General features: G+C 61.4%; 19 protein-coding genes. 18 read left to right on the top strand and 1 reads right to left on the bottom strand.

Going from position 1 to position 22043, the window contains the following annotated elements; all coding sequences use genetic code 11:
* The first annotated feature begins 136 nt into the window (after positions 1 to 136).
* On the top strand, positions 137 to 391 hold the full coding sequence (locus AC3ZU9_RS26960; RefSeq protein ID WP_012721768.1) for a hypothetical protein: 255 nt from the start codon (positions 137 to 139) through the stop codon (positions 389 to 391).
* A 30-nt stretch (positions 392 to 421) separates the two neighbouring features.
* Complete coding sequence (locus tag AC3ZU9_RS26955; protein ID WP_012721769.1) at positions 422 to 991, top strand: lipocalin family protein; 570 nt, start codon at positions 422 to 424, stop codon at positions 989 to 991.
* Between the two features lie 129 nt (positions 992 to 1120).
* Here the strand turns inward: AC3ZU9_RS26955 and AC3ZU9_RS26950 are convergent, their stop codons facing one another.
* Positions 1121 to 2485 carry a formimidoylglutamate deiminase gene (locus AC3ZU9_RS26950; RefSeq protein WP_490091580.1) on the bottom strand — a complete coding sequence of 455 codons (1365 nt, stop codon included), beginning with the start codon at positions 2483 to 2485 and terminating at the stop codon, positions 1121 to 1123.
* A gap of 147 nt (positions 2486 to 2632) precedes the next feature.
* On the opposite strand from AC3ZU9_RS26950, the gene hutC reads away from it, so the two are divergent.
* From hutC to AC3ZU9_RS26870, 16 genes are all read left to right on the top strand, one after another.
* Complete coding sequence (gene hutC / locus AC3ZU9_RS26945; RefSeq protein WP_224265956.1) at positions 2633 to 3343, top strand: histidine utilization transcriptional repressor HutC; 711 nt, start codon at positions 2633 to 2635, stop codon at positions 3341 to 3343.
* Positions 3340 to 3900: a HutD/Ves family protein gene (locus AC3ZU9_RS26940; RefSeq protein WP_490091579.1), complete on the top strand. Its 561-nt coding sequence runs from the start codon at positions 3340 to 3342 to the stop codon at positions 3898 to 3900. The genes hutC and AC3ZU9_RS26940 overlap by 4 nt, the downstream gene beginning before the upstream one ends.
* Positions 3901 to 4306: 406 nt before the next feature.
* Positions 4307 to 5977: a urocanate hydratase gene (hutU, locus tag AC3ZU9_RS26935; protein WP_012721773.1), complete on the top strand. Its 1671-nt coding sequence runs from the start codon at positions 4307 to 4309 to the stop codon at positions 5975 to 5977.
* A gap of 79 nt (positions 5978 to 6056) precedes the next feature.
* The gene (locus tag AC3ZU9_RS26930; protein ID WP_490091578.1) at positions 6057 to 7502 is read left to right on the top strand and encodes a purine-cytosine permease family protein; all 1446 of its coding nucleotides are present in this window, start codon (positions 6057 to 6059) and stop codon (positions 7500 to 7502) included.
* Between the two features lie 69 nt (positions 7503 to 7571).
* Positions 7572 to 8537, top strand: coding sequence for an ABC transporter substrate-binding protein (locus AC3ZU9_RS26925; RefSeq protein ID WP_012721775.1), 966 nt, complete (start codon positions 7572 to 7574; stop codon positions 8535 to 8537).
* Between the two features lie 71 nt (positions 8538 to 8608).
* Complete coding sequence (locus AC3ZU9_RS26920) at positions 8609 to 9460, top strand: ABC transporter permease (protein ID WP_012721776.1); 852 nt, start codon at positions 8609 to 8611, stop codon at positions 9458 to 9460.
* Positions 9457 to 10281, top strand: coding sequence for a quaternary amine ABC transporter ATP-binding protein (locus AC3ZU9_RS26915; protein WP_005783958.1), 825 nt, complete (start codon positions 9457 to 9459; stop codon positions 10279 to 10281). Before AC3ZU9_RS26920 ends, AC3ZU9_RS26915 begins: the two co-directional genes overlap by 4 nt.
* 143 nt (positions 10282 to 10424) lie before the next feature.
* Positions 10425 to 11933 carry a histidine ammonia-lyase gene (hutH, locus tag AC3ZU9_RS26910; RefSeq protein ID WP_490091577.1) on the top strand — a complete coding sequence of 503 codons (1509 nt, stop codon included), beginning with the start codon at positions 10425 to 10427 and terminating at the stop codon, positions 11931 to 11933.
* A gap of 46 nt (positions 11934 to 11979) precedes the next feature.
* Entirely contained in the window at positions 11980 to 13518 is a 1539-nt protein-coding gene (gene hutH / locus AC3ZU9_RS26905) for a histidine ammonia-lyase (protein ID WP_102059967.1), read from the top strand.
* Between the two features lie 201 nt (positions 13519 to 13719).
* Entirely contained in the window at positions 13720 to 15129 is a 1410-nt protein-coding gene (locus AC3ZU9_RS26900) for an amino acid permease (RefSeq protein ID WP_046034002.1), read from the top strand.
* A 15-nt stretch (positions 15130 to 15144) separates the two neighbouring features.
* Positions 15145 to 16350 carry an imidazolonepropionase gene (gene hutI, locus AC3ZU9_RS26895; RefSeq protein WP_490091576.1) on the top strand — a complete coding sequence of 402 codons (1206 nt, stop codon included), beginning with the start codon at positions 15145 to 15147 and terminating at the stop codon, positions 16348 to 16350.
* 12 nt (positions 16351 to 16362) lie between these two features.
* Complete coding sequence (gene hutG / locus AC3ZU9_RS26890; RefSeq protein WP_046034004.1) at positions 16363 to 17163, top strand: N-formylglutamate deformylase; 801 nt, start codon at positions 16363 to 16365, stop codon at positions 17161 to 17163.
* Positions 17164 to 17478: 315 nt separating this feature from the next.
* On the top strand, positions 17479 to 18450 hold the full coding sequence (gene pip, locus AC3ZU9_RS26885; RefSeq protein WP_012721782.1) for a prolyl aminopeptidase: 972 nt from the start codon (positions 17479 to 17481) through the stop codon (positions 18448 to 18450).
* A complete protein-coding gene (gene dtd, locus AC3ZU9_RS26880) occupies positions 18447 to 18884 on the top strand; it encodes a D-aminoacyl-tRNA deacylase (protein WP_012721783.1) in 438 nt (145 codons plus the stop codon). The genes pip and dtd overlap by 4 nt, the downstream gene beginning before the upstream one ends.
* A gap of 267 nt (positions 18885 to 19151) precedes the next feature.
* Positions 19152 to 20888 carry a glucan biosynthesis protein G gene (locus AC3ZU9_RS26875; RefSeq protein WP_043206109.1) on the top strand — a complete coding sequence of 579 codons (1737 nt, stop codon included), beginning with the start codon at positions 19152 to 19154 and terminating at the stop codon, positions 20886 to 20888.
* The coding region (locus tag AC3ZU9_RS26870; protein ID WP_490091575.1) for a glycosyltransferase at positions 20881 to 22043 on the top strand (1163 nt) is incomplete at its 3' end. The genes AC3ZU9_RS26875 and AC3ZU9_RS26870, both read left to right, overlap by 8 nt.

The raw sequence follows: 22043 nt of genomic DNA, 5'->3' as shown, positions 1-22043 counted from the left end.
ACCCTTGAAGAAGCCCCGAAACGTTTCAGCGTTTTCGGGGCTTTTTTGTTTTTGCTCATCGGGAACCAGAAACCTCTTTTCCCTTCTAAGCTTCTGGCAGACCCCCATGCTGCTCAGTCCCTCCAGGAGTTTTTCCATGTCGTTACGCCGTCTCTCCCTGCTGGCTTTTTGCGTGCTGTTGGCCGCTTGCAGCAAGGTCAACCAAGAAAATTATCAAAAATTGTCGGCTGGCATGGCCAAGACAGAGGTCGAGTCGTTGCTGGGCAAGCCGACTGATTGTTCCGGCGCACTGGGCATGTCCAGTTGCACCTGGGGCGATAAAAACAGCTTTATCAGCGTTCAATATGCCGGTGACAAGGTTCTGATGTTTTCCGGGCAAGGCCTGAAGTAAACCGGGGCGAAAGCCTGCGGGAGAAGAAGAATGATCCGTTTTGTTTTGTTCCTTTGCGCCAGCCTGTTTTTGGCGGGCTGCGCCAGCCATTCTGGCGATGATCTGCAACCCAAGACCGCGAACAACGTCAACCTCAAGCGTTACCAGGGCACCTGGTATGAGTTGGCGCGATTGCCGATGTACTTCCAACGCAACTGCGCACAGTCCGAGGCGCGCTACACGCTGCTGCCGGATGGCGATATGTCGGTGTTCAACCGCTGCCTGACTACCGAATGGAAGTGGGAAGAAGCCAAGGGCACGGCCACGCCGCAAGTGCCGGGCAAGACCGACAAGCTCTGGGTGGAATTCAATAACTGGTTTACCGCCCTATTGCCGGGCGTTGCCAAGGGCGATTACTGGGTGCTGTACGTCAGCGATGACTACAAGACCGCGATTGTCGGCAGCCCGAGCCGGCGTTACATGTGGATCTTGTCGCGCACGCCGACGGTCAATGCGGACACCCGCGAAGACCTGCTGAGCAGGGCGCGGCAGCAGGGGTATGACACCACACGGCTGATCTGGCGCACGTCGGACAAGCAGATGGCGAAGACCTCGCAGTAGCTCTGGATCAGCGCCAATCCAATGTGGGAGGGGGCTTGCTCCCGATTGCAATGTGTCAGTCAGCACGTCTGAAACTGATACACCGCCATCGGGAGCAAGCCCCCTCCCACATGGGTTATGGGTTGCCGGTTAGCCCAGCAAATCCCTCAAGACCTGCGTGAACGCCCGGCCGCTTTCTTCCTCGCCGGCATGATGCCCGTCCCGCACCACCCACTTGCCGTTGACCAGCACATCACGCACTTGCCGATCACCGCCTGCGAACAGCCAGCGATTGAGAATCCCGTCCTCTGTCGCTGTCGCCAGGTAAGGGTCGTTACCGTCCAGCACAATCCAATCCGCACGCTTACCCACTGCCAACTGACCAATCGGTTGTCCCAATGCCTGGGCACCACCGTCCAGCGCGGCATCAAACAGCGTGCGGCCGACCATCGGTTGATCGCTGCGATACAAGCGATTGCGCCGTTGATCACGCAAGCGCTGCCCATATTCCAGCCAACGCAGTTCTTCCACCACGCTCAGTGATACGTGGCTGTCGGAACCGATGCCCATGCGTCCGCCCTGGGCGAGGTAGTCCACCGCCGGGAAAATCCCGTCACCCAGGTTGGCCTCGGTGGTCAGGCACAAGCCGGCAACTGCACGGCTCTTGGCCATCCGTGTCACTTCGTCTGCGTCGGCATGCGTGGCGTGCACCAGGCACCAGCGTTCATCGATGTCGACATTGTCATAGAGCCATTGCAGCGGGCGCTTGCCGCTCCAGGCCAGGCAGTCGTCGACTTCTTTCTGTTGTTCGGCGATGTGGATATGCACCGGGCACGCCTTGTCGCTGGCGGCTAGCACGTCACTGATTTGCTGTGGCGTGACCGCGCGCAACGAGTGGAAGCACAGGCCCAACTGCTGCGCCGGTTGCGCCGCGAGGACCGGCTGCAGGCGTGCTTGCAGGTCCAGGTAGTGTTCAGTGCTGTTGATAAACCGGCGCTGGCCCTCATTGGGCGCCTGGCCGCCAAAACCGGAATGGGTATAGAGCACCGGCACCAGCGTCAGGCCGATCCCGCTGCTGGCCGCTGCCTGGCTGATCTGGCGCGACAGTTCCGTGCGGTCGGCATACGGCTGGCCGCTGACGTCATGGTGCACATAGTGAAACTCGGCCACGGACGTGTAGCCGGCCTTGAGCATCTCGATGTACAGCTGGCGCGCGATCACCTGCAATTGATCCGGGTTGATCTTGCCCACCATGCGGTACATCAGGTCGCGCCAGGTCCAGAAACTGTCATTCGGGTTGCCGGCGACTTCGGCCAAACCGGCCATGGCACGTTGGAATGCATGGGAGTGCAGGTTCGGCATGCCCGCCAATACCGGGCCTCTCAGCCGTTCGGCACCCTCTGCGCTGGCATTGGCCTCAACCTGTGTCAGCAGCCCATCGGCGCTGACTTCAAGACGTACATAATTGGCCCATCCATTAGGCAGCAGCGCGCGTTCGGCAAAGAAAGCGGACATGATCAAGGCACCCCGGTCGTGTGTTTATTTGTATATACATATACAGACGTTTGCCTGCTCGGTAAACTCCGGCAATCTATGCATCTTTTCCCCCTGCAAGGATTCCCTGTGCCGACTCCGCCCGCCAAGTCTTCACTGGCTGCCCACATGGACGAAAGTCCGGCGCCCTTGTATGCCCGTGTCAAACAGATGATCAGCCAGCAGATCCTCAACGGCAACTGGCCGCCCCATTACCGCGTGCCGTCGGAGAGCGAACTGGTCAGCCAGCTGGGTTTCAGCCGCATGACCATCAACCGCGCCCTGCGCGAGCTCACCGCCGAAGGTCTGCTGGTGCGCATGCAAGGCGTGGGCACCTTCGTCGCCGAGCCCAAGAGCCAATCCGCGCTGTTTGAAGTGCACAACATTGCCGATGAGATCGCCTCTCGCGGTCATCGCCATACGTGCCAGGTCATTACCCTGGGTGAAGAGGCCGCCGGTTCCGAGCGCGCTGTCGCCCTGGAAATGCGCGAAGGCGGTCGGGTGTTCCACTCGCTGATCGTGCATTTCGAAAACGATATCCCTGTGCAAATCGAAGACCGCTTCGTCAACGCCCTGGTCGCGCCGGAATACCTGCAGCAGGATTTCACCCAACAGACGCCCTATGCCTATTTGAACCAGGTGGCGCCGCTGACCGAAGGTGAGCACGTGGTTGAAGCCATCCTCGCCGACGCCGCCGAATGCAAGTTGCTGCAGATCGAGCCTACCGAGCCATGCCTGTTGATTCGCAGGCGCACCTGGTCTGGCCGTCAGCCGGTGACTGCCGCGCGTTTGATCCACCCCGGTTCCCGTCATAGCTTGGAAGGACGTTTCAGTAAATGAGTGCAATAAGCGTCTGGCGCGCCGTCGATTACGTGCGCATGCCGTGGAAAAACGGCGGTGGCAGTACCGAAGAAATCACCCGTGATGCAGGCACTGGCCTGGAGGGCTTTGGCTGGCGCCTGTCGATTGCCGATATTGGAGAGTCGGGCGGGTTTTCCAGCTTCGCCGGCTACCAGCGCGTGATCACCGTGATCCAAGGTGCCGGCATGGTGTTGACCGTTGATGGTGAAGAGCAGCGCGGGTTGTTACCGCTGCAACCCTTTGCGTTCAGGGGTGACAGCAAGGTGTCCTGCCGATTGATCACGGGGCCGATCCGCGATTTCAACCTGATCTATTCGCCAGAGCGTTACCACGCGCGGTTGCAGTGGGTGGATGGCGTGCAGCGGTTTTTCAGCACGGCGCAGACGGTGTTGGTGTTCAGCGTGGCGGATGAAGTGAAGGTGTTGGGCGAGAAACTCGGCCATCACGATTGCCTGCAAGTGGACGGTAACGCTGGCTTGCTGGATATCTCGGTCACGGGCCGTTGCTGCCTGATCGAACTGACCCAGCGCGGTTAAAAAATGTGGGAGGGGGCTTGCCCCCGATGGCGGTGGATCAGTCGGTACATCTATGACTGAAACACTGCTATCGGGGGCAAGCCCCCTCCCACATTTGTTTTTGCGCTGTTTACATAATCTGTTTCCAGTCCTCGCACCAATTTGTTACCGAATGCCCCAGCGTGGCGCAAAACCTCGCTCTGGTGACAAACCTCCCTCGCCGTAAACCTGCCTCTTAAGAAATTTCATCATGCCTTGAAGCCTTAATTTCCAAGGCTTGCACGCACTTTCCAAAAAAATCCAAACACCTCGCCCGGAAAGTTGGCCGCTCGATTGCATATGCTTGTATGTACAAGTAAAGATGTGTGCGTAAGAGTCGTCTTCGCACTCACCAAGCATGCGCGTCGATCGCCGAGGAGTCCTAGCTGTGACCAAGCCTACAAAATACCGTGACGTCGAAATCCGTGCCGCCCACGGTAACAAGCTCACCGCCAAAAGCTGGCTGACTGAAGCGCCGCTGCGCATGCTGATGAACAACCTCGACCCGCAAGTGGCCGAGAACCCAAAAGAATTGGTGGTGTACGGCGGTATCGGCCGTGCGGCACGTAACTGGGAGTGCTACGACCAGATCGTCGAGAGCCTCACCCACCTGAACGACGACGAAACCCTGCTGGTGCAATCCGGTAAACCGGTCGGTGTGTTCAAGACCCACAGCAATGCCCCGCGTGTACTGATCGCCAACTCCAACCTGGTGCCGCACTGGGCGAGCTGGGAACACTTCAACGAACTGGATGCCAAGGGCCTGGCCATGTACGGCCAGATGACCGCCGGCAGTTGGATCTACATCGGCAGCCAAGGCATCGTCCAGGGCACCTATGAAACCTTCGTCGAAGCCGGTCGCCAGCACTACGATTCAAACCTCAAAGGCCGTTGGGTGCTCACCGCCGGTCTCGGCGGCATGGGCGGTGCCCAGCCGTTGGCTGCAACCCTGGCCGGTGCGTGCTCGCTGAACATCGAGTGCCAGCAGGTCAGCATCGATTTCCGCCTGAACAGCCGTTACGTCGACGAACAAGCCACCGACCTCGACGACGCCCTGGCGCGCATCGCCAAATACACCCAGGAAGGCAAGGCCATTTCCATCGCCCTGCTGGGTAACGCGGCGGAAATCCTGCCGGAACTGGTCAAACGTGGTGTACGCCCGGACATGGTCACCGACCAGACCAGCGCCCACGACCCACTCAACGGCTACCTGCCGGCCGGCTGGACCTGGGACGAATACCGCGCCCGCGCCAAGACCGAGCCTGCCGCCGTGATCAAGGCCGCCAAGCAATCGATGGCCGTGCACGTCAAAGCCATGCTCGCGTTCCAGAAACAAGGCATCCCGACCTTCGACTACGGCAACAACATCCGCCAGATGGCCCAGGAAGAAGGCGTGGAAAACGCATTCGACTTCCCAGGCTTCGTACCGGCGTACATCCGTCCACTGTTCTGCCGTGGCGTCGGCCCGTTCCGTTGGGCGGCACTGTCCGGCGACCCGCAAGACATCTACAAGACCGACGCCAAAGTCAAAGAGCTGATCCCGGACGACGCCCACCTGCACAACTGGCTGGACATGGCCCGCGAACGCATCAGCTTCCAGGGCCTGCCGGCGCGTATCTGCTGGGTTGGCCTGGGCCAGCGCGCCAAGCTCGGCCTGGCGTTCAACGAAATGGTGCGCAGTGGCGAGCTGTCGGCCCCGGTCGTGATCGGCCGTGACCACTTGGACTCCGGCTCGGTCGCCAGCCCGAACCGCGAAACCGAAGCCATGCAGGACGGCTCCGACGCTGTGTCCGACTGGCCGCTGCTCAACGCCTTGCTCAACACCGCCAGCGGCGCGACCTGGGTCTCGCTGCACCACGGCGGCGGCGTGGGCATGGGCTTCTCCCAGCACTCCGGCATGGTGATCGTCTGCGACGGTACCGACGAAGCGGCTGAGCGGATCGCCCGCGTACTGCACAACGACCCGGCCACCGGGGTGATGCGTCACGCCGATGCCGGCTACCAGATCGCGATCGACTGCGCCAAGGAACAGGGCCTGAACCTGCCGATGATCAAGTAACCCAGGGGGGAGGGGGCAAGCCCCCTCCCACATTTGATCTGCAGTGAACCAGAAAACAATCCATCAGAGGTTGAACAACATGGCTGCAAATGACACCACCCCGTTGATCGAAAGGCGTTCGATCGACTACATCCCGGAAGTGGAAAGACACGGTCGTCTGTTGAGCCAGTTCACCCTATGGATGGGCGCCAACCTGCAAATCACCGCGATTGTCACCGGGGCCCTGGCCGTGGTGCTGGGCGGTGATGTGTTCTGGTCGTTGATCGGTCTGTTGATCGGTCAACTCATCGGCGGCGGTGTCATGGCGCTGCATGCGGCGCAAGGTCCCAAGCTTGGCCTGCCCCAGATGATCTCCAGCCGGGTTCAGTTCGGCGTGTACGGCGCGGCCATCCCGATCGTGCTGGTGTGCCTGATGTACCTCGGTTTCACCGCCACCGGCACCGTGCTTTCCGGCCAGGCGCTGGGCCAGTTGTTTGGGGTCAGTGACAGCGTCGGCATCCTGATCTTCGCCAGTGTCATTGTGCTGGTCACCGTGCTGGGTTACCGGGTGATCCATTTCATCGGCCGCGTCGCCAGCGTCATTGGCGTGATTGCCTTTGTCTACCTGTTCAGTCGCCTGATGAGCCAGACCGACGTTGGCGCCCTCCTGCAAATCCGCCACTTCAGCTGGAGCAGCTTCCTGCTGGCGGTGTCGCTTGCGGCCTCCTGGCAGATCGCTTTCGGCCCTTACGTGGCGGACTATTCACGTTACCTGCCGAGCGCGACGTCTTCAGTGAAAACCTTCCTCGCCGCCGGCGCCGGTTCGGTCATTGGCGCGCAGGTGGCGATGGTCCTCGGCGTGTTTGCTGCGGCCATGTCCAACGGGCAGTTCGCCGGTCACGAAGTGGCCTACATCGTGGGTTTGAGCGGCACCGGTGCCACCGCTGCGCTGCTGTATTTCAGCATCGCGTTCGGCAAGGTCACCATCTCTACGCTGAACTCCTACGGCAGCTTCATGTGCATTGCGACCATCATCAGCGGCTTCCGTGGCCGCCTGGAGGTCACGCGCCTGCAGCGTCTGGTGTTCGTGTTGGTCATCGTCGGTACCGCGACCCTGATCGCGTTGCTGGGCCAGCACTCGTTCCTCGGTGCTTTCAAGTCTTTCATCCTGTTCCTGCTGGCGTTCTTTACGCCCTGGAGTGCGATCAACCTGGTGGACTACTACTGCATCACTCGCGAGCGTTATGACGTGCCGGCGCTGGCCGACCCGAACGGTCGCTACGGCCGCTGGAACCTGCTCGGTATCAGCGTCTATGTGTTCGGCGTGCTGGTGCAATTGCCGTTCATCTCCACCAAGTTCTACACCGGCCCCTTGGTGGCCGCGCTGGGTGACGTGGACATTTCCTGGATCATCGGTCTGGTACTGCCTGCAGCCCTGTATTACCTGTGTGCGAAAAAATGGCACGGCACAGTGCCCGATCACCTGATCCTGCCGGTAGAGCAGGGCGCTACACCAACAACAAACGGGCTGGCCGCACAAGCCTGATGGGACGTGGACAGGGCAGGATGCCTACTGACTGCCGTAATCCATTTCAAGATTGGGAGCGTCACAACAATGAAAATGCATAAGACCCTGCTGGCCACCTTGCTCTCTGCAGGTTTGCTGGCCAGCGCTGGCGCCCAGGCGGCCGGCTGGTGCGAATCTGGCAAACCAGTGAAATTTGCCGGCCTGAACTGGGAAAGCGGCATGTTGCTCACCGACATCCTGCAAACCGTGCTGGAAAAAGGCTACGACTGCAAAACCGACAGCCTGCCGGGTAACTCCATCACCATGGAAAACGCCCTGAGCAGCAACGATATCCAAGTGTTTGCCGAAGAATGGGTCGGCCGCAGTGAAGTCTGGAACAAGGCCGAGAAGGCCGGCAAAGTCGTCGGCGTCGGTGCCCCGATTGTCGGCGCCATCGAGGGCTGGTACGTGCCGCGCTACGTGATCGAAGGCGACGCCAAGCGCAAGTTGGAACCCAAGGCGCCGGACCTGAAGAACATCGCCGACCTGGCCAAATACGCCTCGGTGTTCAAGGACCAGGAAGAGCCGTCCAAGGGCCGCTTCTACAACTGCCCGGCCGGCTGGACCTGCGAGCTGGACAACAGCGAAATGCTGAAGAGCTACGGCCTGGAAAGCACCTACACCAACTTCCGCCCAGGCACCGGCCCGGCGCTGGATGCGGCGGTGCTGTCGAGCTACAAGCGCGGCGAGCCGATCCTGTTTTACTACTGGTCGCCCACGCCGCTGATGGGCCAGGTCGACCTGGTCAAGCTGGAAGAAAAACCCGGCGTGGATAAAAGCGTGAGCATCAAGGTCGGCCTGTCCAAGGCTTTCCACGAGCAAGCCCCGGAATTGGTGGCCGTGCTGGAAAAGGTCAACCTGCCCATCGACCTGCTGAACCAGAACCTGGGTCGCATGGCCAAGGAGCGAATTGAGTCGCCGAAACTGGCGAAAATTTTCCTCAAGGAACATCCTGAAGTCTGGCACGCCTGGGTGAGTGAAGACGCAGCCAAGAAAATCGACGCGGCCTTGTAGGTCAAGCGTGCCCGGCTACCCTGAGGGGCAGCCGGGCGCCTGGCCACAACCCACTGGATCGAGAGCACGCTATGTTTCCTGAGAGTTTTACGTTTTCCATCGCCGACTGGGTCAACGGTTGGGTGGACTCACTGGTCACCAACTACGGTGATGTGTTCCGGCACATCTCCGACACCCTGCTATGGGCCATCGTCAACCTGGAAGGGTTGCTGCGCGCTGCCCCCTGGTGGCTGATGCTGGCCATCGTCGGCGCGGTTGCCTGGCACGCCACCCGCAAGGTGGTGACCACGGCGGTGATCGTCGGTTTGCTGTTCCTGGTGGGCGCGGTTGGCCTGTGGGACAAGCTGATGCAAACCCTGGCGCTGATGATGGTCGCCACGGTGATCTCGGTGCTGATCGGCATTCCGTTGGGCATTCTGTCGGCGCGCAGCAATCGCCTGCGTTCGGTGCTGATGCCGTTGCTCGACATCATGCAGACCATGCCCAGCTTCGTGTACCTGATCCCGGTGCTGATGCTGTTCGGCCTGGGCAAGGTCCCGGCGATTTTTGCCACGGTGATCTACGCCGCGCCGCCGCTGATCCGCCTCACCGACCTGGGCATTCGCCAAGTTGACGGCGAAGTCATGGAAGCGATCAACGCCTTTGGTGCCAACCGCTGGCAGCAACTGTTCGGCGTGCAGCTGCCGCTGGCGTTGCCGAGCATCATGGCCGGCATCAACCAGACCACCATGATGGCGCTGTCGATGGTGGTGATCGCCTCGATGATCGGCGCCCGTGGCTTGGGTGAAGACGTACTCGTCGGCATCCAGACCCTCAACGTTGGCCGAGGCCTCGAAGCCGGGCTGGCGATCGTGATTCTCGCCGTGGTCATCGACCGCATTACCCAGGCCTATGGTCGTCCACGACACGAGGCGAGCAAATGACTACTGTCAGTAAAATCGAAGTTAAAAACGTCTTCAAGATCTTCGGCGCGCGCTCCAAGGATGCGCTGGCCATGGTCGGGCAGGGCAAGACCAAGGACCAGGTCCTGGCCGAGACCGGTTGTGTGGTCGGCGTGAACGACCTGTCCCTGAGCATCGGCACCGGTGAGATCTTCGTGATCATGGGCCTGTCGGGCTCGGGCAAATCCACCTTGGTGCGCCACTTCAATCGCTTGATCGACCCGACCAGCGGCGCGATCCTGGTGGATGGCGAAGACATCCTGCAACTGGACATGGAAGCCCTGCGCCAATTCCGTCGGCACAAGATCAGCATGGTGTTCCAGAGCTTCGGCCTGCTGCCCCACAAGAGCGTGCTCGACAACGTCGCCTACGGCCTCAAGGTGCGTGGTGAAACCAAGCAGGTGTGCGCCGAACGCGCCCTGCACTGGATCGAAACTGTGGGCCTCAAGGGCTACGAAAACAAATACCCGCACCAGCTTTCCGGCGGCATGCGCCAGCGTGTGGGCCTGGCTCGCGCACTGGCGGCCGACACCGACATCATCCTGATGGACGAAGCCTTCAGCGCCCTCGACCCGCTGATCCGCGCCGAGATGCAGGACCAGTTGCTGGAGCTGCAAAAGACCCTGCACAAAACCATCGTATTTATCACCCACGACCTCGACGAGGCCGTGCGCATCGGCAACCGCATTGCGATCCTCAAGGACGGCAAGCTGATCCAGGTCGGCACGCCTCGGGAGATCCTGCATTCGCCGGCGGATGAGTATGTGGATCGGTTTGTTCAGCGGCGGGCGGCGGTGGTCTGACCTGGATTTGTTGGTGAGGCTGATGGCCTCATCGGGTGCAAGCCCCTCCCACATTGGCCCTGTGTTAACCCGATCAAAGGTGGGAGGGGGCTTGCCCCCGATAGGGCCGGTAAGGCTGCACAAGAATTGAAGAGAGTATGAAGATGTCCCAGGCAACAACAATCACCCTCGCCGACACTCCAATGCGCTGGCAGGACGTAGTCGCCGTCGCCCGCCACGGCGCGGTGCTCGAGCTCTCGGGCCAGGCCTGGGCGCGCATCGACAACGCCCAGGCCATCGTGCAGCGCATCGTCACCCGCGGTGAGCGCGCCTATGGCGTGAACACCGGCCTGGGCGCGCTGTGCAATGTGTCGCTCAAGGGCGAGCAACTCAGCCAGCTGTCGCGCAACACCTTGCTCAGCCATGCCTGCGGCGTCGGCCCGGCATTGAGCGACGAGCAGACCCGCGCGATCATCTGCGCGGCCATCATCAACTACAGCCACGGCAAATCCGGCCTGCATCCGCAAGTGGTGCACGCGCTGCTGGCGCTGCTCAACCACGGCATCACACCGCAAGTGCCGTCCCAGGGCTCAGTGGGTTACCTGACCCATATGGCCCACGTCGGCGTGGCCTTGCTGGGTGTGGGCAATGTCAGTTACCGCGGTCAGATCGTTCCCGCTCAAGAGGCATTAAGTGCGGAAGGCTTGCAGCCGGTGGTGCTCGGCGCCAAGGACGGCCTGTGCCTGGTCAACGGCACGCCGTGCATGACTGGCCTGAGCTGCCTTGCCCTGGCTGATGCGCATCACTTGCTGCAATGGGCCGACGTGATCGGCGCCATGAGTTTCGAAGCCCAGCGCGGGCAGATCGATGCATTCGATGAAGAAATCATCGCACTCAAGCCGCACCCTGGCATGCAGCACGTGGGGATGAACCTGCGCGCCTTGCTCGATGGCAGCGAAGTGATCGCCAGCAGCAAAGGCATTCGCACCCAGGACGCCCTGAGCATCCGCTCGATCCCGCAGATCCACGGTGCGGCGCGCGACCAGGTGGCGCACGCCACCCGTCAAATCGAGACCGAACTCAACAGCGCCACCGATAACCCGTTGGTGCTCGGCACACCGGACAACTATCGCGTGGTGTCCCAAGCCAACCCGCATGGGCAATCCGTGGCGTTGGCGGCGGACATTCTGGCGATTGCCATGGCTGAAATCGGCTCAGTGGCCGAACGCCGCCTGGATCGCCTGATCAACCCGCACGTCAGCGGCCTGCCGGCGTTCCTGGTGAGCAACCCCGGGGTCAACTCCGGGATGATGATCGTGCAGTACGTCGCCGCTTCACTGTGTGGGCAAAACCGCCAACTGGCGCAACCGGCGGTGCTCGACAACTTCGTCACCTCGGGCCTGCAGGAAGACCACCTGAGCATGGGCACCAATGCCGCGCTCAAGCTGCATCAGGTATTGGCCAACGTTACTCAGATCCTCGCCATCGAGTATTTGCTGGCGGCCCAGGCGTTCGAATTTTTGAAAGACCAGCACTTCGGCGTGGGCACCGACCGCGCCTGGCGCCTGTTGCGTGAAGTGGTGCCGGCTTATGAACAGGACCGCTGGCTGGCGCCGGACATTGCGGCGGCTGCCCAGGTGCTCAAAGACACCGCATTACCCAATTTGCACTGAAGACTTATTCAACAGAAGTATTCAAAAAGAACAATTCACAAGGAGTATGAATGTGACTGCGCTAAACCTGATTCCAGGCCAGCTGAGCCTTGCCCAACTGCGCGCCATCTACCAGCAGCCGGTAACCCTCCGCCTGGATGACAGCGCCACGGCGCAGATCGAAGCCAGTGTGGCCTGCGTGGAGCAGATTCTCGCCGAGAACCGCACCGCCTACGGCATCAACACCGGTTTTGGCCTGCTGGCCTCGACCCGCATCGCCAGCGAAGACCTGGAAAACCTCCAGCGTTCGCTGGTGCTGTCCCACGCCGCCGGCGTCGGTGAGCCGATCAGCGATGCGCTGGTGCGACTGGTCATGGTGCTCAAGGTCAACAGCCTGAGCCGTGGGTTCTCCGGGATCCGCCGCCAGGTGATCGACGCGCTGATCGCGCTGATCAACGCCGAGGTGTACCCGCACATCCCGTTGAAAGGTTCGGTCGGCGCGTCCGGCGACCTGGCGCCGCTGGCGCACATGTCCCTGGTGCTGCTCGGCGAAGGCAAGGCGCGTTACAAAGGCGAATGGCTGGAAGCGACCGAAGCGTTGAAAGTCGCGGGCCTGACGCCGCTGACCCTCGCCGCCAAGGAAGGCCTGGCGCTGCTCAACGGCACCCAAGTATCCACCGCCTATGCCCTGCGTGGCCTGTTCGAAGGCGAAGACTTGTTCGCCGGCGCCCTGGCCTGCGGCGGCCTCACCGTGGAGGCGGTGCTGGGTTCGCGTTCGCCGTTCGATGCGCGCATCCACGCGGCTCGCGGCCAACGCGGCCAGATCGATTCCGCTGCGGCCTATCGCGACCTGCTGGGTGAAAGCAGCCAGGTGTCCCAGTCGCACCAGAACTGCGACAAGGTCCAGGACCCGTACTCCCTGCGCTGCCAGCCACAAGTCATGGGCGCGTGCCTGACCCAGTTCCGCCAGGCTGCTGACGTGCTGGTGGTCGAAGCCAACGCCGTGTCGGATAACCCGTTGGTGTTCGCCGCTGAAGGCGACGTGATTTCCGGCGGCAACTTCCACGCCGAACCCGTGGCGATGGCTGCCGACAACATGGCGCTGGCCATCGCCGAAATCGGTTCCCTGAGCGAGCGTCGTATCTCGCTGATGATGGACAAGCACATGTCGCAACTGCCGCCGTTCCTGGTCGGCAATGGCGGGGTGAACTCCGGTTTCATGATCGCCCAAGTGACCGCCGCCGCACTCGCCAGCGAGAATAAGGCACTGGCTCATCCCCATAGCGTCGACAGCCTGCCGACTTCCGCCAACCAGGAAGACCATGTGTCGATGGCCCCGGCTGCCGGCAAACGCCTGTGGGAAATGGCCGAGAACACCCGTGGCATTCTCGCCGTGGAATGGCTGGCCGCGTGCCAGGGCCTGGACCTGCGCGAAGGTCTGAAAACCTCACCGAAGCTGGAAAAAGCGCGTGGGATTTTGCGCGACAAAGTGGCGTTCTACGACAAGGACCGCTTCTTCGCCCCGGACATCAACGCCGCCAGCGAATTGCTCGCCACTCGCTGCCTGAATGAGCTGGTGCCGGCCAGTCTCCTGCCGAGCCTGTAACCGCAACAACCTGTAGTGAGCGGTCTTGCCCCGCGCTGGGCTGCGCAGCGGCCCCAAAACCCGCCGTCGCGTTCTGTCTGAAGACATGCGGTGGCCATTTCAGGGCTGCTTCGCAGCCCAGCGCGGGGCAAGCCCGCTCACTACAGTTGTCAGGCGCCAGGTTTGGATTTTTCTCAGGATAAAAATAATTAAGGACGAGAAATGCACCAGCAAGAAAAGGGTTTGAAACGCGGGCTCAGCGCCCGACATATTCGCTTCATGGCACTCGGTTCCGCGATCGGCACCGGGCTGTTCTATGGCTCGGCCTCTGCGATCCAGATGGCGGGCCCCGCTGTGCTGTTGGCCTACCTGATCGGCGGCGCCGCCGTGTTCATGGTGATGCGCGCTCTCGGCGAAATGGCCGTGCACAACCCGGTCGCCGGCTCCTTCGGCCAGTACGCCAGCACCTACCTGGGCCCAATGGCGGGGTTTATCCTCGGTTGGACCTACGCCTTTGAAATGATCATCGTCTGCCTGGCCGACGTCACCGCCTTCGGCATCTATATGGGCTTCTGGTTTCCCGATGTCGCGCGCTGGGTCTGGGTCCTCGGCATTGTGTTTCTGATCGGCGGCCTGAACCTGTGCAACGTCAAAGTGTTTGGCGAAATGGAGTTCTGGCTGTCGCTGCTCAAGGTCGGCGCCATCGTCGCGATGATCCTCGGCGGTTTCGGCATCATGCTGTTCGGCATCCATTCGGCCGGTGACACCCAGGCCAGCGGTCTCAGCAACCTGTGGGCCCACGGCGGCTTCATGCCCAATGGCATCGGCGGCCTGATTGCCTCGTTCGCGGTGGTGATGTTCGCTTTTGGCGGCATTGAAATCATCGGTATTACCGCCGGCGAAGCCAAGGACCCGCAACGCGTGATCCCCAAGGCGATCAACGCGGTGCCGCTGCGTATCCTGTTGTTCTACGTGCTGACCTTGTTTGTGTTGATGGCGATCTACCCATGGCCGCAGATCGGCAGCCAGGGCAGCCCGTTCGTGCAGATCTTCAGCAACCTGGGCATCGGCTCGGCGGCGACCATCCTCAACATCGTGGTGATCTCGGCAGCCGTCTCGGCCATCAACAGCGACATCTTCGGCGCCGGCCGCATGATGTACGGTCTGGCCCAACAAGGGCAGGCGCCCAAGGGCTTTGCGCAGTTGTCCAAGCACGGCGTGCCGTGGATGACCGTGGTGGTGATGGGCGCGGCGCTGCTGGGCGGTGTGGTGCTCAACTACCTGATCCCGGAAAACGTGTTCCTGCTGATCGCCTCGATTGCGACCTTCGCCACTGTGTGGGTCTGGCTGATGATCCTGTTCACCCAGGTCGCGATGCGCCGCTCGATGACCCAGGAACAAGTCGCCGAGCTGAAATTCCCCGTGCCGTTCTGGCCTTATGCGCCAGCGGCCGCCATCGTCTTCATGCTGTTCGTGTTTGGCGTGCTGGGTTACTTCCCGGACACCCAGGCCGCTTTGCTGGTCGGTGCCGTGTGGATCGTGCTGCTGGTGGTTGCCTACCTGTTGTGGGTCAAGCCTGCAGCCGGGCAAGCGGCCAAGGTGCACTACGACCCGGCTTTGTCTCATCGTTAATTTAGGGAGGCGTTGATGAAAACGCTTTGGCAACACTGCCACGTCGCAACCATGGCCCAGGGCAAATACTCGATCATTGAGGACGCCGCCCTGGTGACCGCCGGTTCGGTCATCGAGTGGGTCGGCCCCCGCAGCCAGGTACCGACGGCGGATTACGCCCAGGTGCATGACCTGCACGGCGCGTGGGTCACCCCCGGGCTGATCGACTGTCACACCCACACGGTGTTCGGTGGCAACCGCAGCGGCGAATTCGAGCAGCGCCTCGAAGGTGTCAGCTACGCCGAGATCGCCGCCAAGGGCGGCGGTATTGCCAGCACCGTGCGTGCCACCCGCGCTGCGACGGAAGATGAGCTGTTTGCCAGCGCTGAAAAGCGCTTGCGCAGTCTGCTGCGCGACGGCGTCACCACGGTGGAGATCAAGTCCGGCTATGGGCTGGACCTGGTCAACGAACGCAAAATGCTGCGCGTCGCTCGTCGCCTCGGCGAGGCGTTGCCGGTCAGCGTGCGCGCCACGTGCCTGGCGGCCCACGCGTTGCCGCCGGAGTACAAGGACCGCGCCGACGATTACATCGACCACATCTGCACCGAAATGCTGCCGGCTTTGGCGGCCGAAGGCTTGGTGGACGCGGTGGATGCGTTCTGCGAATACTTGGCGTTCTCCACCGAGCAGGTGGAGCGCGTGTTCAAAGTCGCCCAGCAACTGGGCCTGCCGGTGAAGCTGCACGCCGAACAGCTTTCGTCGCTGCACGGCTCCAGCCTCGCAGCGCGTTACCACGCGTTGTCGGCGGACCACCTGGAATTCATGACCGAAGAAGACGCCATCGCCATGGCCGCCTCCGGCACCGTCGCGGTCTTGCTGCCCGGCGCGTTCTACTTCCTGCGCGAAACCCAGTTGCCGCCGATGGAGGCCTTGCGCAAACACGGTGTGAAAATTGCCATCGCCAGCGATCTCAACCCCGGCACGTCCCCAGCGCTGTCGGTGCGCCTGATGCTCAACATGGCCTGCACGCTGTTCCGCATGACCCCGGAAGAAGCCCTCGCCGGTGCTACGCAACATGCCGCCACTGCGCTGGGCATGGGCGACACTCATGGTTCGTTGGAGGTGGGCAAGGTTGCGGACTTTGTGGCCTGGCAGATCGATCGTCCTGCCGACCTGGCCTATTGGCTGGGTGGCGAGCTGGATAAACGCGTCGTGCGCCACGGCGTCGACGTCACTGTTTGAGGAGTATTGCTTGTGGATAAGGTTCTGAACTTCACACAAGGCCGCGTGCCGCTGCTGATCAGCATGCCCCACGCCGGCCTGCGCCTCACACCCGCCGTCGAGGCAGGGTTGATCCCCGAGGCGCAAAGCCTGCCGGACACCGACTGGCACATCCCCACGCTGTATGACTTCGCCGAAGCCCTGGGTGCCAGCACCCTGTCGGCCGAATATTCGCGGTTTGTGATCGACTTGAATCGGCCCTCCGACGACAAGCCACTGTATGCCGGTGCCACCACCGGCCTGTACCCGGCCACGTTGTTCGAGGGTGTGCCGTTGTTCCGTGAAGGGCTGGAACCGAGCGAGACCGAGCGCGCCAGTTACCTGCAAAAGATCTGGGGCCCCTATCACCGCACGCTGCAAGAAGAACTGGCGCGGCTCAAGGCCGAGTTCGGTTATGCCTTGCTGTTTGACGCGCATTCGATCCGCTCGGTGATCCCGCACCTGTTCGACGGCAAGTTGCCGGACTTCAACCTTGGCACCTTCAACGGCGCTGCCTGTGATCCAGGGCTGGCCAGCCAGTTGGAGGCCATCTGCGCCACCCATCCGCAGTACACCCATGTACTCAACGGACGTTTCAAGGGCGGCCATATCACCCGGCATTACGGTGACCCGGCGCAGGATATCCATGCTGTGCAGCTGGAGTTGTGCCAGAGCACTTACATGGAAGAGGTTGAGCCGTTCCGTTATCGCCCGGACCTGGCCGAGCCGACGCGGGTGGTGCTCAAGCAATTGCTGGAAGGGGTGTTGGCTTGGGGGCAAGCGCACTATCGGTGAGTGGTGGTGTTGCTGAAATAGCTATCGGGGGCGAGCCCCCTCCCACATTGAAGCGCGGTCATCCAGACAAAACGCGGGCAAGTGTGGGAGGGGGCTTGCCCCCGATGACGGTCTCACTGTCGCTCCTTTGCCGGCAGGCTCTACACGCCGCGGGCGTATCCACTCTGTTGTACCCCGATGGCCTGGGGAGAGAAGTGCTGACACAGGTCTAAGCGCGCAAGGACATGCTCATTGCACAATTCGGGTTTATAGTGCCAGACGGCAAAATAAAAGACGTCCCCCCAGGGATGAACCCGACCCCTTACGGAGCGCGCAATGCAGACTTGGTACCCGCAGATCAAACCCTACGCCCGGCACGATCTGGCAGTCGATGACACCCACACGCTGTACGTCGATGAAAGTGGCTCCCCCGAAGGCTTGCCCGTCGTATTCATCCATGGTGGCCCTGGCGCAGGTTGCGACGCACAGAGCCGCTGCTATTTCGACCCGAACCTGTACCGCATCGTCACCTTCGACCAGCGTGGTTGCGGGCGCTCCACCCCTCGCGCCAGCCTGGAAAACAACACCACCTGGGACCTGGTCGCCGACCTGGAGCGCATCCGCGAGCACCTGGGCATCGACAAATGGGTGCTGTTCGGCGGTTCCTGGGGCTCGACCCTGGCCCTGGCCTACGCGCAAACCCATCCAGAGCGTGTGCATGGCCTGATCGTGCGTGGCATTTTCCTGGCCCGCCCGCAGGATATCGAATGGTTCTACCAGGCCGGTGCCAGCCGCCTGTTCCCGGATTACTGGCAGGATTACATCGCGCCAATCCCGGCGGAAGAGCGCCACGACATGATCGCGGCCTATCACAAGCGTCTCACCGGCAACGACCAGATCGCCCAGATGCACGCGGCCAAGGCCTGGTCCGGCTGGGAAGGCCGCATGCTGGGGCTGTGCCCGAGCCCGCAGCACGTGGAGCGGTTTTCCGAGCCGCAGCGCGCGCTGTCCATCGCGCGTATCGAATGTCACTACTTCACCAACAACTCCTTCCTGGAGCCCAACCAGCTGATCCGCGATATGCACAAGATTGCGCATCTGCCTGGCGTAATCATCCACGGTCGCTACGATATGATCTGCCCGTTGGATAACGCTTGGGAGCTGCATCAGGCGTGGCCCAACAGCGAGCTGCAGGTGATTCGCGAGGCTGGCCATGCGGCGTCGGAGCCCGGTATTACCGATGCGCTGGTCCGCGCGACCGCTGAAATGGCACGGCGCCTGCTTGATCTGCCGCCTGAAGAAGCATGAAGGGCCTGTTGCAACGGGTGCGAGGCGCCCGGGTCGAGGTGGCGGGCGAAATCGTCGGCGCCGTCGATCAGGGGTTGCTGGTGCTGGTGGCTGTCGAGCCTTCGGATACGCCGGAGAGTGCCGATAAACTGCTGCACAAGCTGCTGAACTACCGGGTATTCAGTGACGACGAAGGCAAGATGAACCTATCGCTCAAGGATATCGACGGCGGTTTGTTGCTGGTGTCGCAGTTCACCCTGGCGGCGGATACCAAGAGCGGGCTGCGGCCGAGCTTCTCCACAGCGGCCCCGCCGGCCCTGGGAGCGGCGCTTTTCGATCATTTGCTGTTACAAGCGCAACAATTGCATGGCAAGGTGGCGTCGGGGCGTTTTGGCGCCGATATGCAGGTGCATTTGGTCAATGACGGGCCTGTCACCTTCCTCTTACAGACGTGAATGTATTAAAAACGACTTTTAATGCCTAAAAACGTAGGGTTTCGCTACAAATACTTCGTTATCCCTGATGCGTTGTTTCGCGGGCTACTAGATAATCGCGCGCTACGGGGATCAGCGTTGTTTGGTCCATTTTTGACTTAGGTAGAGACTTGTCCGACAACCGATGGGGAATCATTTTGCCCAAGGGGAGTCGGAACAATGCTCGCCAACCTGGCATATAGATAGCTGGCCGTTGGTTTTTTGATCTGTTTTCGGCGAGGGTTGCTCGTGATTGTTAGTCCCTGTAATGCACCAAAATTGTCAGCCAAACGGTTACGAAACGCACTGGTGACGGGCTCTGCCCTGTTTTGCCTGTTCGGCGCGGGTCAACTGTGGGCATTCAGTCTGGATGATGTGTCGGCCAAGGCAAAAGAGCTGGCCGGGCAGAAATACGAAGCTCCGCGTAGCAATCTGCCGAACGAATTCCGCGAAATGAAATTCGCGGACTACCAGAAGATTCGTTTCCGCAACGAAAAAGCCGAGTGGGCCGATCAGAACACCCCGTTCAAGCTGTCCTTCTATCACCAGGGTATGCACTTCGATACACCGGTGAAAATCAATGAAGTCACCGCCGACAGCGTCCAGGAAATCAAGTACGACCCGACGCGTTTCGATTTCGGCGATGTGAAGTTTGATCCTAAAGCCACCGAACAGCTGGGTTATGCCGGCTTCCGTGTGCTGTACCCGATCAACAAGGCCGACAAGCAAGACGAAATCATGACCATGCTCGGCGCGAGCTACTTCCGCGTGGTCGGCAAGGGTCAGTCGTATGGCCTGTCCGCCCGTGGCATGGCGATCGATACTGCATTGCCGTCCGGCGAAGAATTCCCGCGCTTCACCGAGTTCTGGATCGAACGTCCAAAGCCGGGTGAGAAACAACTGGTGATCTTTGCCCTGTTGGACTCGCCACGCGCTACCGGCGCTTATCGCCTGATCCTGCGTCCGGGCACCGACACCATTGTCGATGTGAAATCCCAGATGTTCCTGCGCGACAAGGTCACCAAACTGGGCGTAGCCCCGTTGACCAGCATGTACCTGTTCGGTGCGAACCAGCCGTCCAAAGTGCTGAACTACCGTCGCGAGCTGCACGATTCCAGCGGCCTGTCGATCCATGCCGGCAATGGCGAGTGGATCTGGCGTCCGCTGAACAACCCTAAACACCTGTCGGTCAGCAACTTCACCGTAGAGAACCCGAAAGGTTTCGGCCTGCTGCAACGCGGCCGCGACTTCAGCCACTACGAAGACCTCGACGACAACTACGACAAGCGCCCAAGCGCCTGGATCGAGCCTGAGGGCGACTGGGGCAAAGGCACCGTCAACCTGGTAGAGATTCCGACCGCCGATGAAACCAACGACAACATCGTTGCCTTCTGGAGTCCGGAAAAACTGCCGGAAGTGGGCCAGCCGCTGGACGTTTCCTACCGCCTGCACTGGACCATGGACGAGAAAGCCTTGCACCCGGCCGACAGCGCCTGGGTCAAGCAGACCCTGCGCTCCACCGGTGACGTGAAGCAATCCAACTTGATCCGCCAGCCTGACGGCAGCGTGGCCTACCTGGTCGACTTCGAGGGCCCGTCCCTCAAGGCGCTGCCGGCGGATGCCCCGGTGCGCAGCCAGGTCAGTGTCAGCGACAACGCCGAGCTGGTTGAAAACAGCGTGCGCTACAACGAGCACACCAAAGGCTGGCGCTTGACCCTGCGCATGAAGATCAAGGACGCAGGCAAGCCGACCGAAATGCGCGCGGCGCTGGTGCAGGATGTTGCACCGCCGGCCCCTGAGCAGGACTCGAGCCACGTGCTCAAGGCTGACAAGGTCCTGGCCAAGCAACACGAGAAACAGGCCAAGAAAGACGCGAAAGACAAGGAAGCCAAGCAGCCAGAAGCTGCCCCAGCCACGCCGGAGCCGATCAAGACCGAACAAGTCCTGACCGAAACCTGGAGCTATCAGTTGCCTGCCGATGAGTAATTCTCAAGTAACGCCTGAGACTCTGTCCGAGTACCTGGCGCATCTACCGATGACCGCTGAGCAGCGCGCCGAACTGGCGGGCTGCACATCCTTCACCGAGTTGCACGAGCGTTTGTCGTCGTCGGCGTTCGACGCGCCCACCGACGCCGCCCAGGCGTCGGTAGGCCGCCGTTTGACCCTCAACACGGCCGAAGAGCTGCAAGACGCCGAAATGTTGGTGCTGGATGCCAGCGGCCGTGTGTGCCTCAAGGCCACGCCGCCGATTCGTCGTACCCGTGTGGTGCCGGAACCCTGGCGTACCAATATCCTGGTGCGCGGCTGGCGTCGTCTCACCGGCCGCAGCAACCCGCCGGCCCCGCCGAAGGATGAGCGCGTATTGCCGGCCGCCCGCTGGCGCACCGTGGGTTCGATCCGCCGTTACATTCTGCTGGTGCTGATGCTCGGCCAGACCATCGTCGCCGGCTGGTACATGAAAGGCATCATGCCGTACCAGGGCTGGTCGCTGGTCGACTTCGACGAAATCCGCAACCAGACCTTGTTGCAAACCGCTACCCAGGTACTGCCTTACGCCCTGCAAACCAGCATCCTGATCATGTTCGGGATTTTGTTCTGCTGGGTCTCGGCGGGTTTCTGGACCGCGTTGATGGGCTTTCTGGAGCTGCTCACCGGCCACGATAAATACCGGATCTCCGGTAAGAGTGCCGGCGACGAGCCGATTCCGAAAGACGCCCGCACCGCGTTGGTGATGCCGATCTGCAACGAAGACGTGCCGCGTGTATTCGCGGGTCTGCGCGCGACGTTCGAGTCGGTCGCCGCCACCGGTGACCTCGACCGCTTCGACTTCTTCGTGCTCAGCGACAGTAATGACGCCGACATCTGCATCGCCGAACAGCAAGCCTGGCTCGACGTGTGCCGTGAAGCGGGTGGTTTCGGCAAGATCTTCTATCGCCGCCGTCGCCGTCGCGTAAAGCGCAAGAGCGGCAACCTCGACGACTTCTGCCGTCGTTGGGGCGGTGACTACAAATACATGGTCGTGCTCGACGCCGACAGCGTCATGAGCGGCGAATGCCTGACCAGCCTGGTGCGCCTGATGGAAGCCACGCCGGACGCCGGGATTATCCAGACCGCGCCGCGTGCGTCGGGCATGGACACCCT

It is taken from the genome of Pseudomonas sp. A39, assembly GCF_058145955.1.
This window is presented reverse-complemented; position numbering and strand designations above follow the sequence as displayed.

Excerpts from the sequence above, each read along its gene's own strand:
- hutI (WP_490091576.1), top strand. The coding sequence starts at position 15,145 with ATGAAAACGCTTTGGCAACACTGCCACGTCGCAACCATGGCCCAGGGC.
- AC3ZU9_RS26925 (WP_012721775.1), top strand. The coding sequence starts at position 7,572 with ATGAAAATGCATAAGACCCTGCTGGCCACCTTGCTCTCTGCAGGTTTG.
- AC3ZU9_RS26950 (WP_490091580.1), bottom strand. The coding sequence starts at position 2,485 with ATGTCCGCTTTCTTTGCCGAACGCGCGCTGCTGCCTAATGGATGGGCC.
- AC3ZU9_RS26915 (WP_005783958.1), top strand. The coding sequence starts at position 9,457 with ATGACTACTGTCAGTAAAATCGAAGTTAAAAACGTCTTCAAGATCTTC.
- AC3ZU9_RS26960 (WP_012721768.1), top strand. The coding sequence starts at position 137 with ATGTCGTTACGCCGTCTCTCCCTGCTGGCTTTTTGCGTGCTGTTGGCC.
- AC3ZU9_RS26955 (WP_012721769.1), top strand. The coding sequence starts at position 422 with ATGATCCGTTTTGTTTTGTTCCTTTGCGCCAGCCTGTTTTTGGCGGGC.
- hutH (WP_102059967.1), top strand. The coding sequence starts at position 11,980 with ATGAATGTGACTGCGCTAAACCTGATTCCAGGCCAGCTGAGCCTTGCC.
- AC3ZU9_RS26930 (WP_490091578.1), top strand. The coding sequence starts at position 6,057 with ATGGCTGCAAATGACACCACCCCGTTGATCGAAAGGCGTTCGATCGAC.
- hutH (WP_490091577.1), top strand. The coding sequence starts at position 10,425 with ATGTCCCAGGCAACAACAATCACCCTCGCCGACACTCCAATGCGCTGG.
- AC3ZU9_RS26920 (WP_012721776.1), top strand. The coding sequence starts at position 8,609 with ATGTTTCCTGAGAGTTTTACGTTTTCCATCGCCGACTGGGTCAACGGT.
- hutC (WP_224265956.1), top strand. The coding sequence starts at position 2,633 with ATGGACGAAAGTCCGGCGCCCTTGTATGCCCGTGTCAAACAGATGATC.
- AC3ZU9_RS26940 (WP_490091579.1), top strand. The coding sequence starts at position 3,340 with ATGAGTGCAATAAGCGTCTGGCGCGCCGTCGATTACGTGCGCATGCCG.
- dtd (WP_012721783.1), top strand. The coding sequence starts at position 18,447 with ATGAAGGGCCTGTTGCAACGGGTGCGAGGCGCCCGGGTCGAGGTGGCG.
- pip (WP_012721782.1), top strand. The coding sequence starts at position 17,479 with ATGCAGACTTGGTACCCGCAGATCAAACCCTACGCCCGGCACGATCTG.
- AC3ZU9_RS26900 (WP_046034002.1), top strand. The coding sequence starts at position 13,720 with ATGCACCAGCAAGAAAAGGGTTTGAAACGCGGGCTCAGCGCCCGACAT.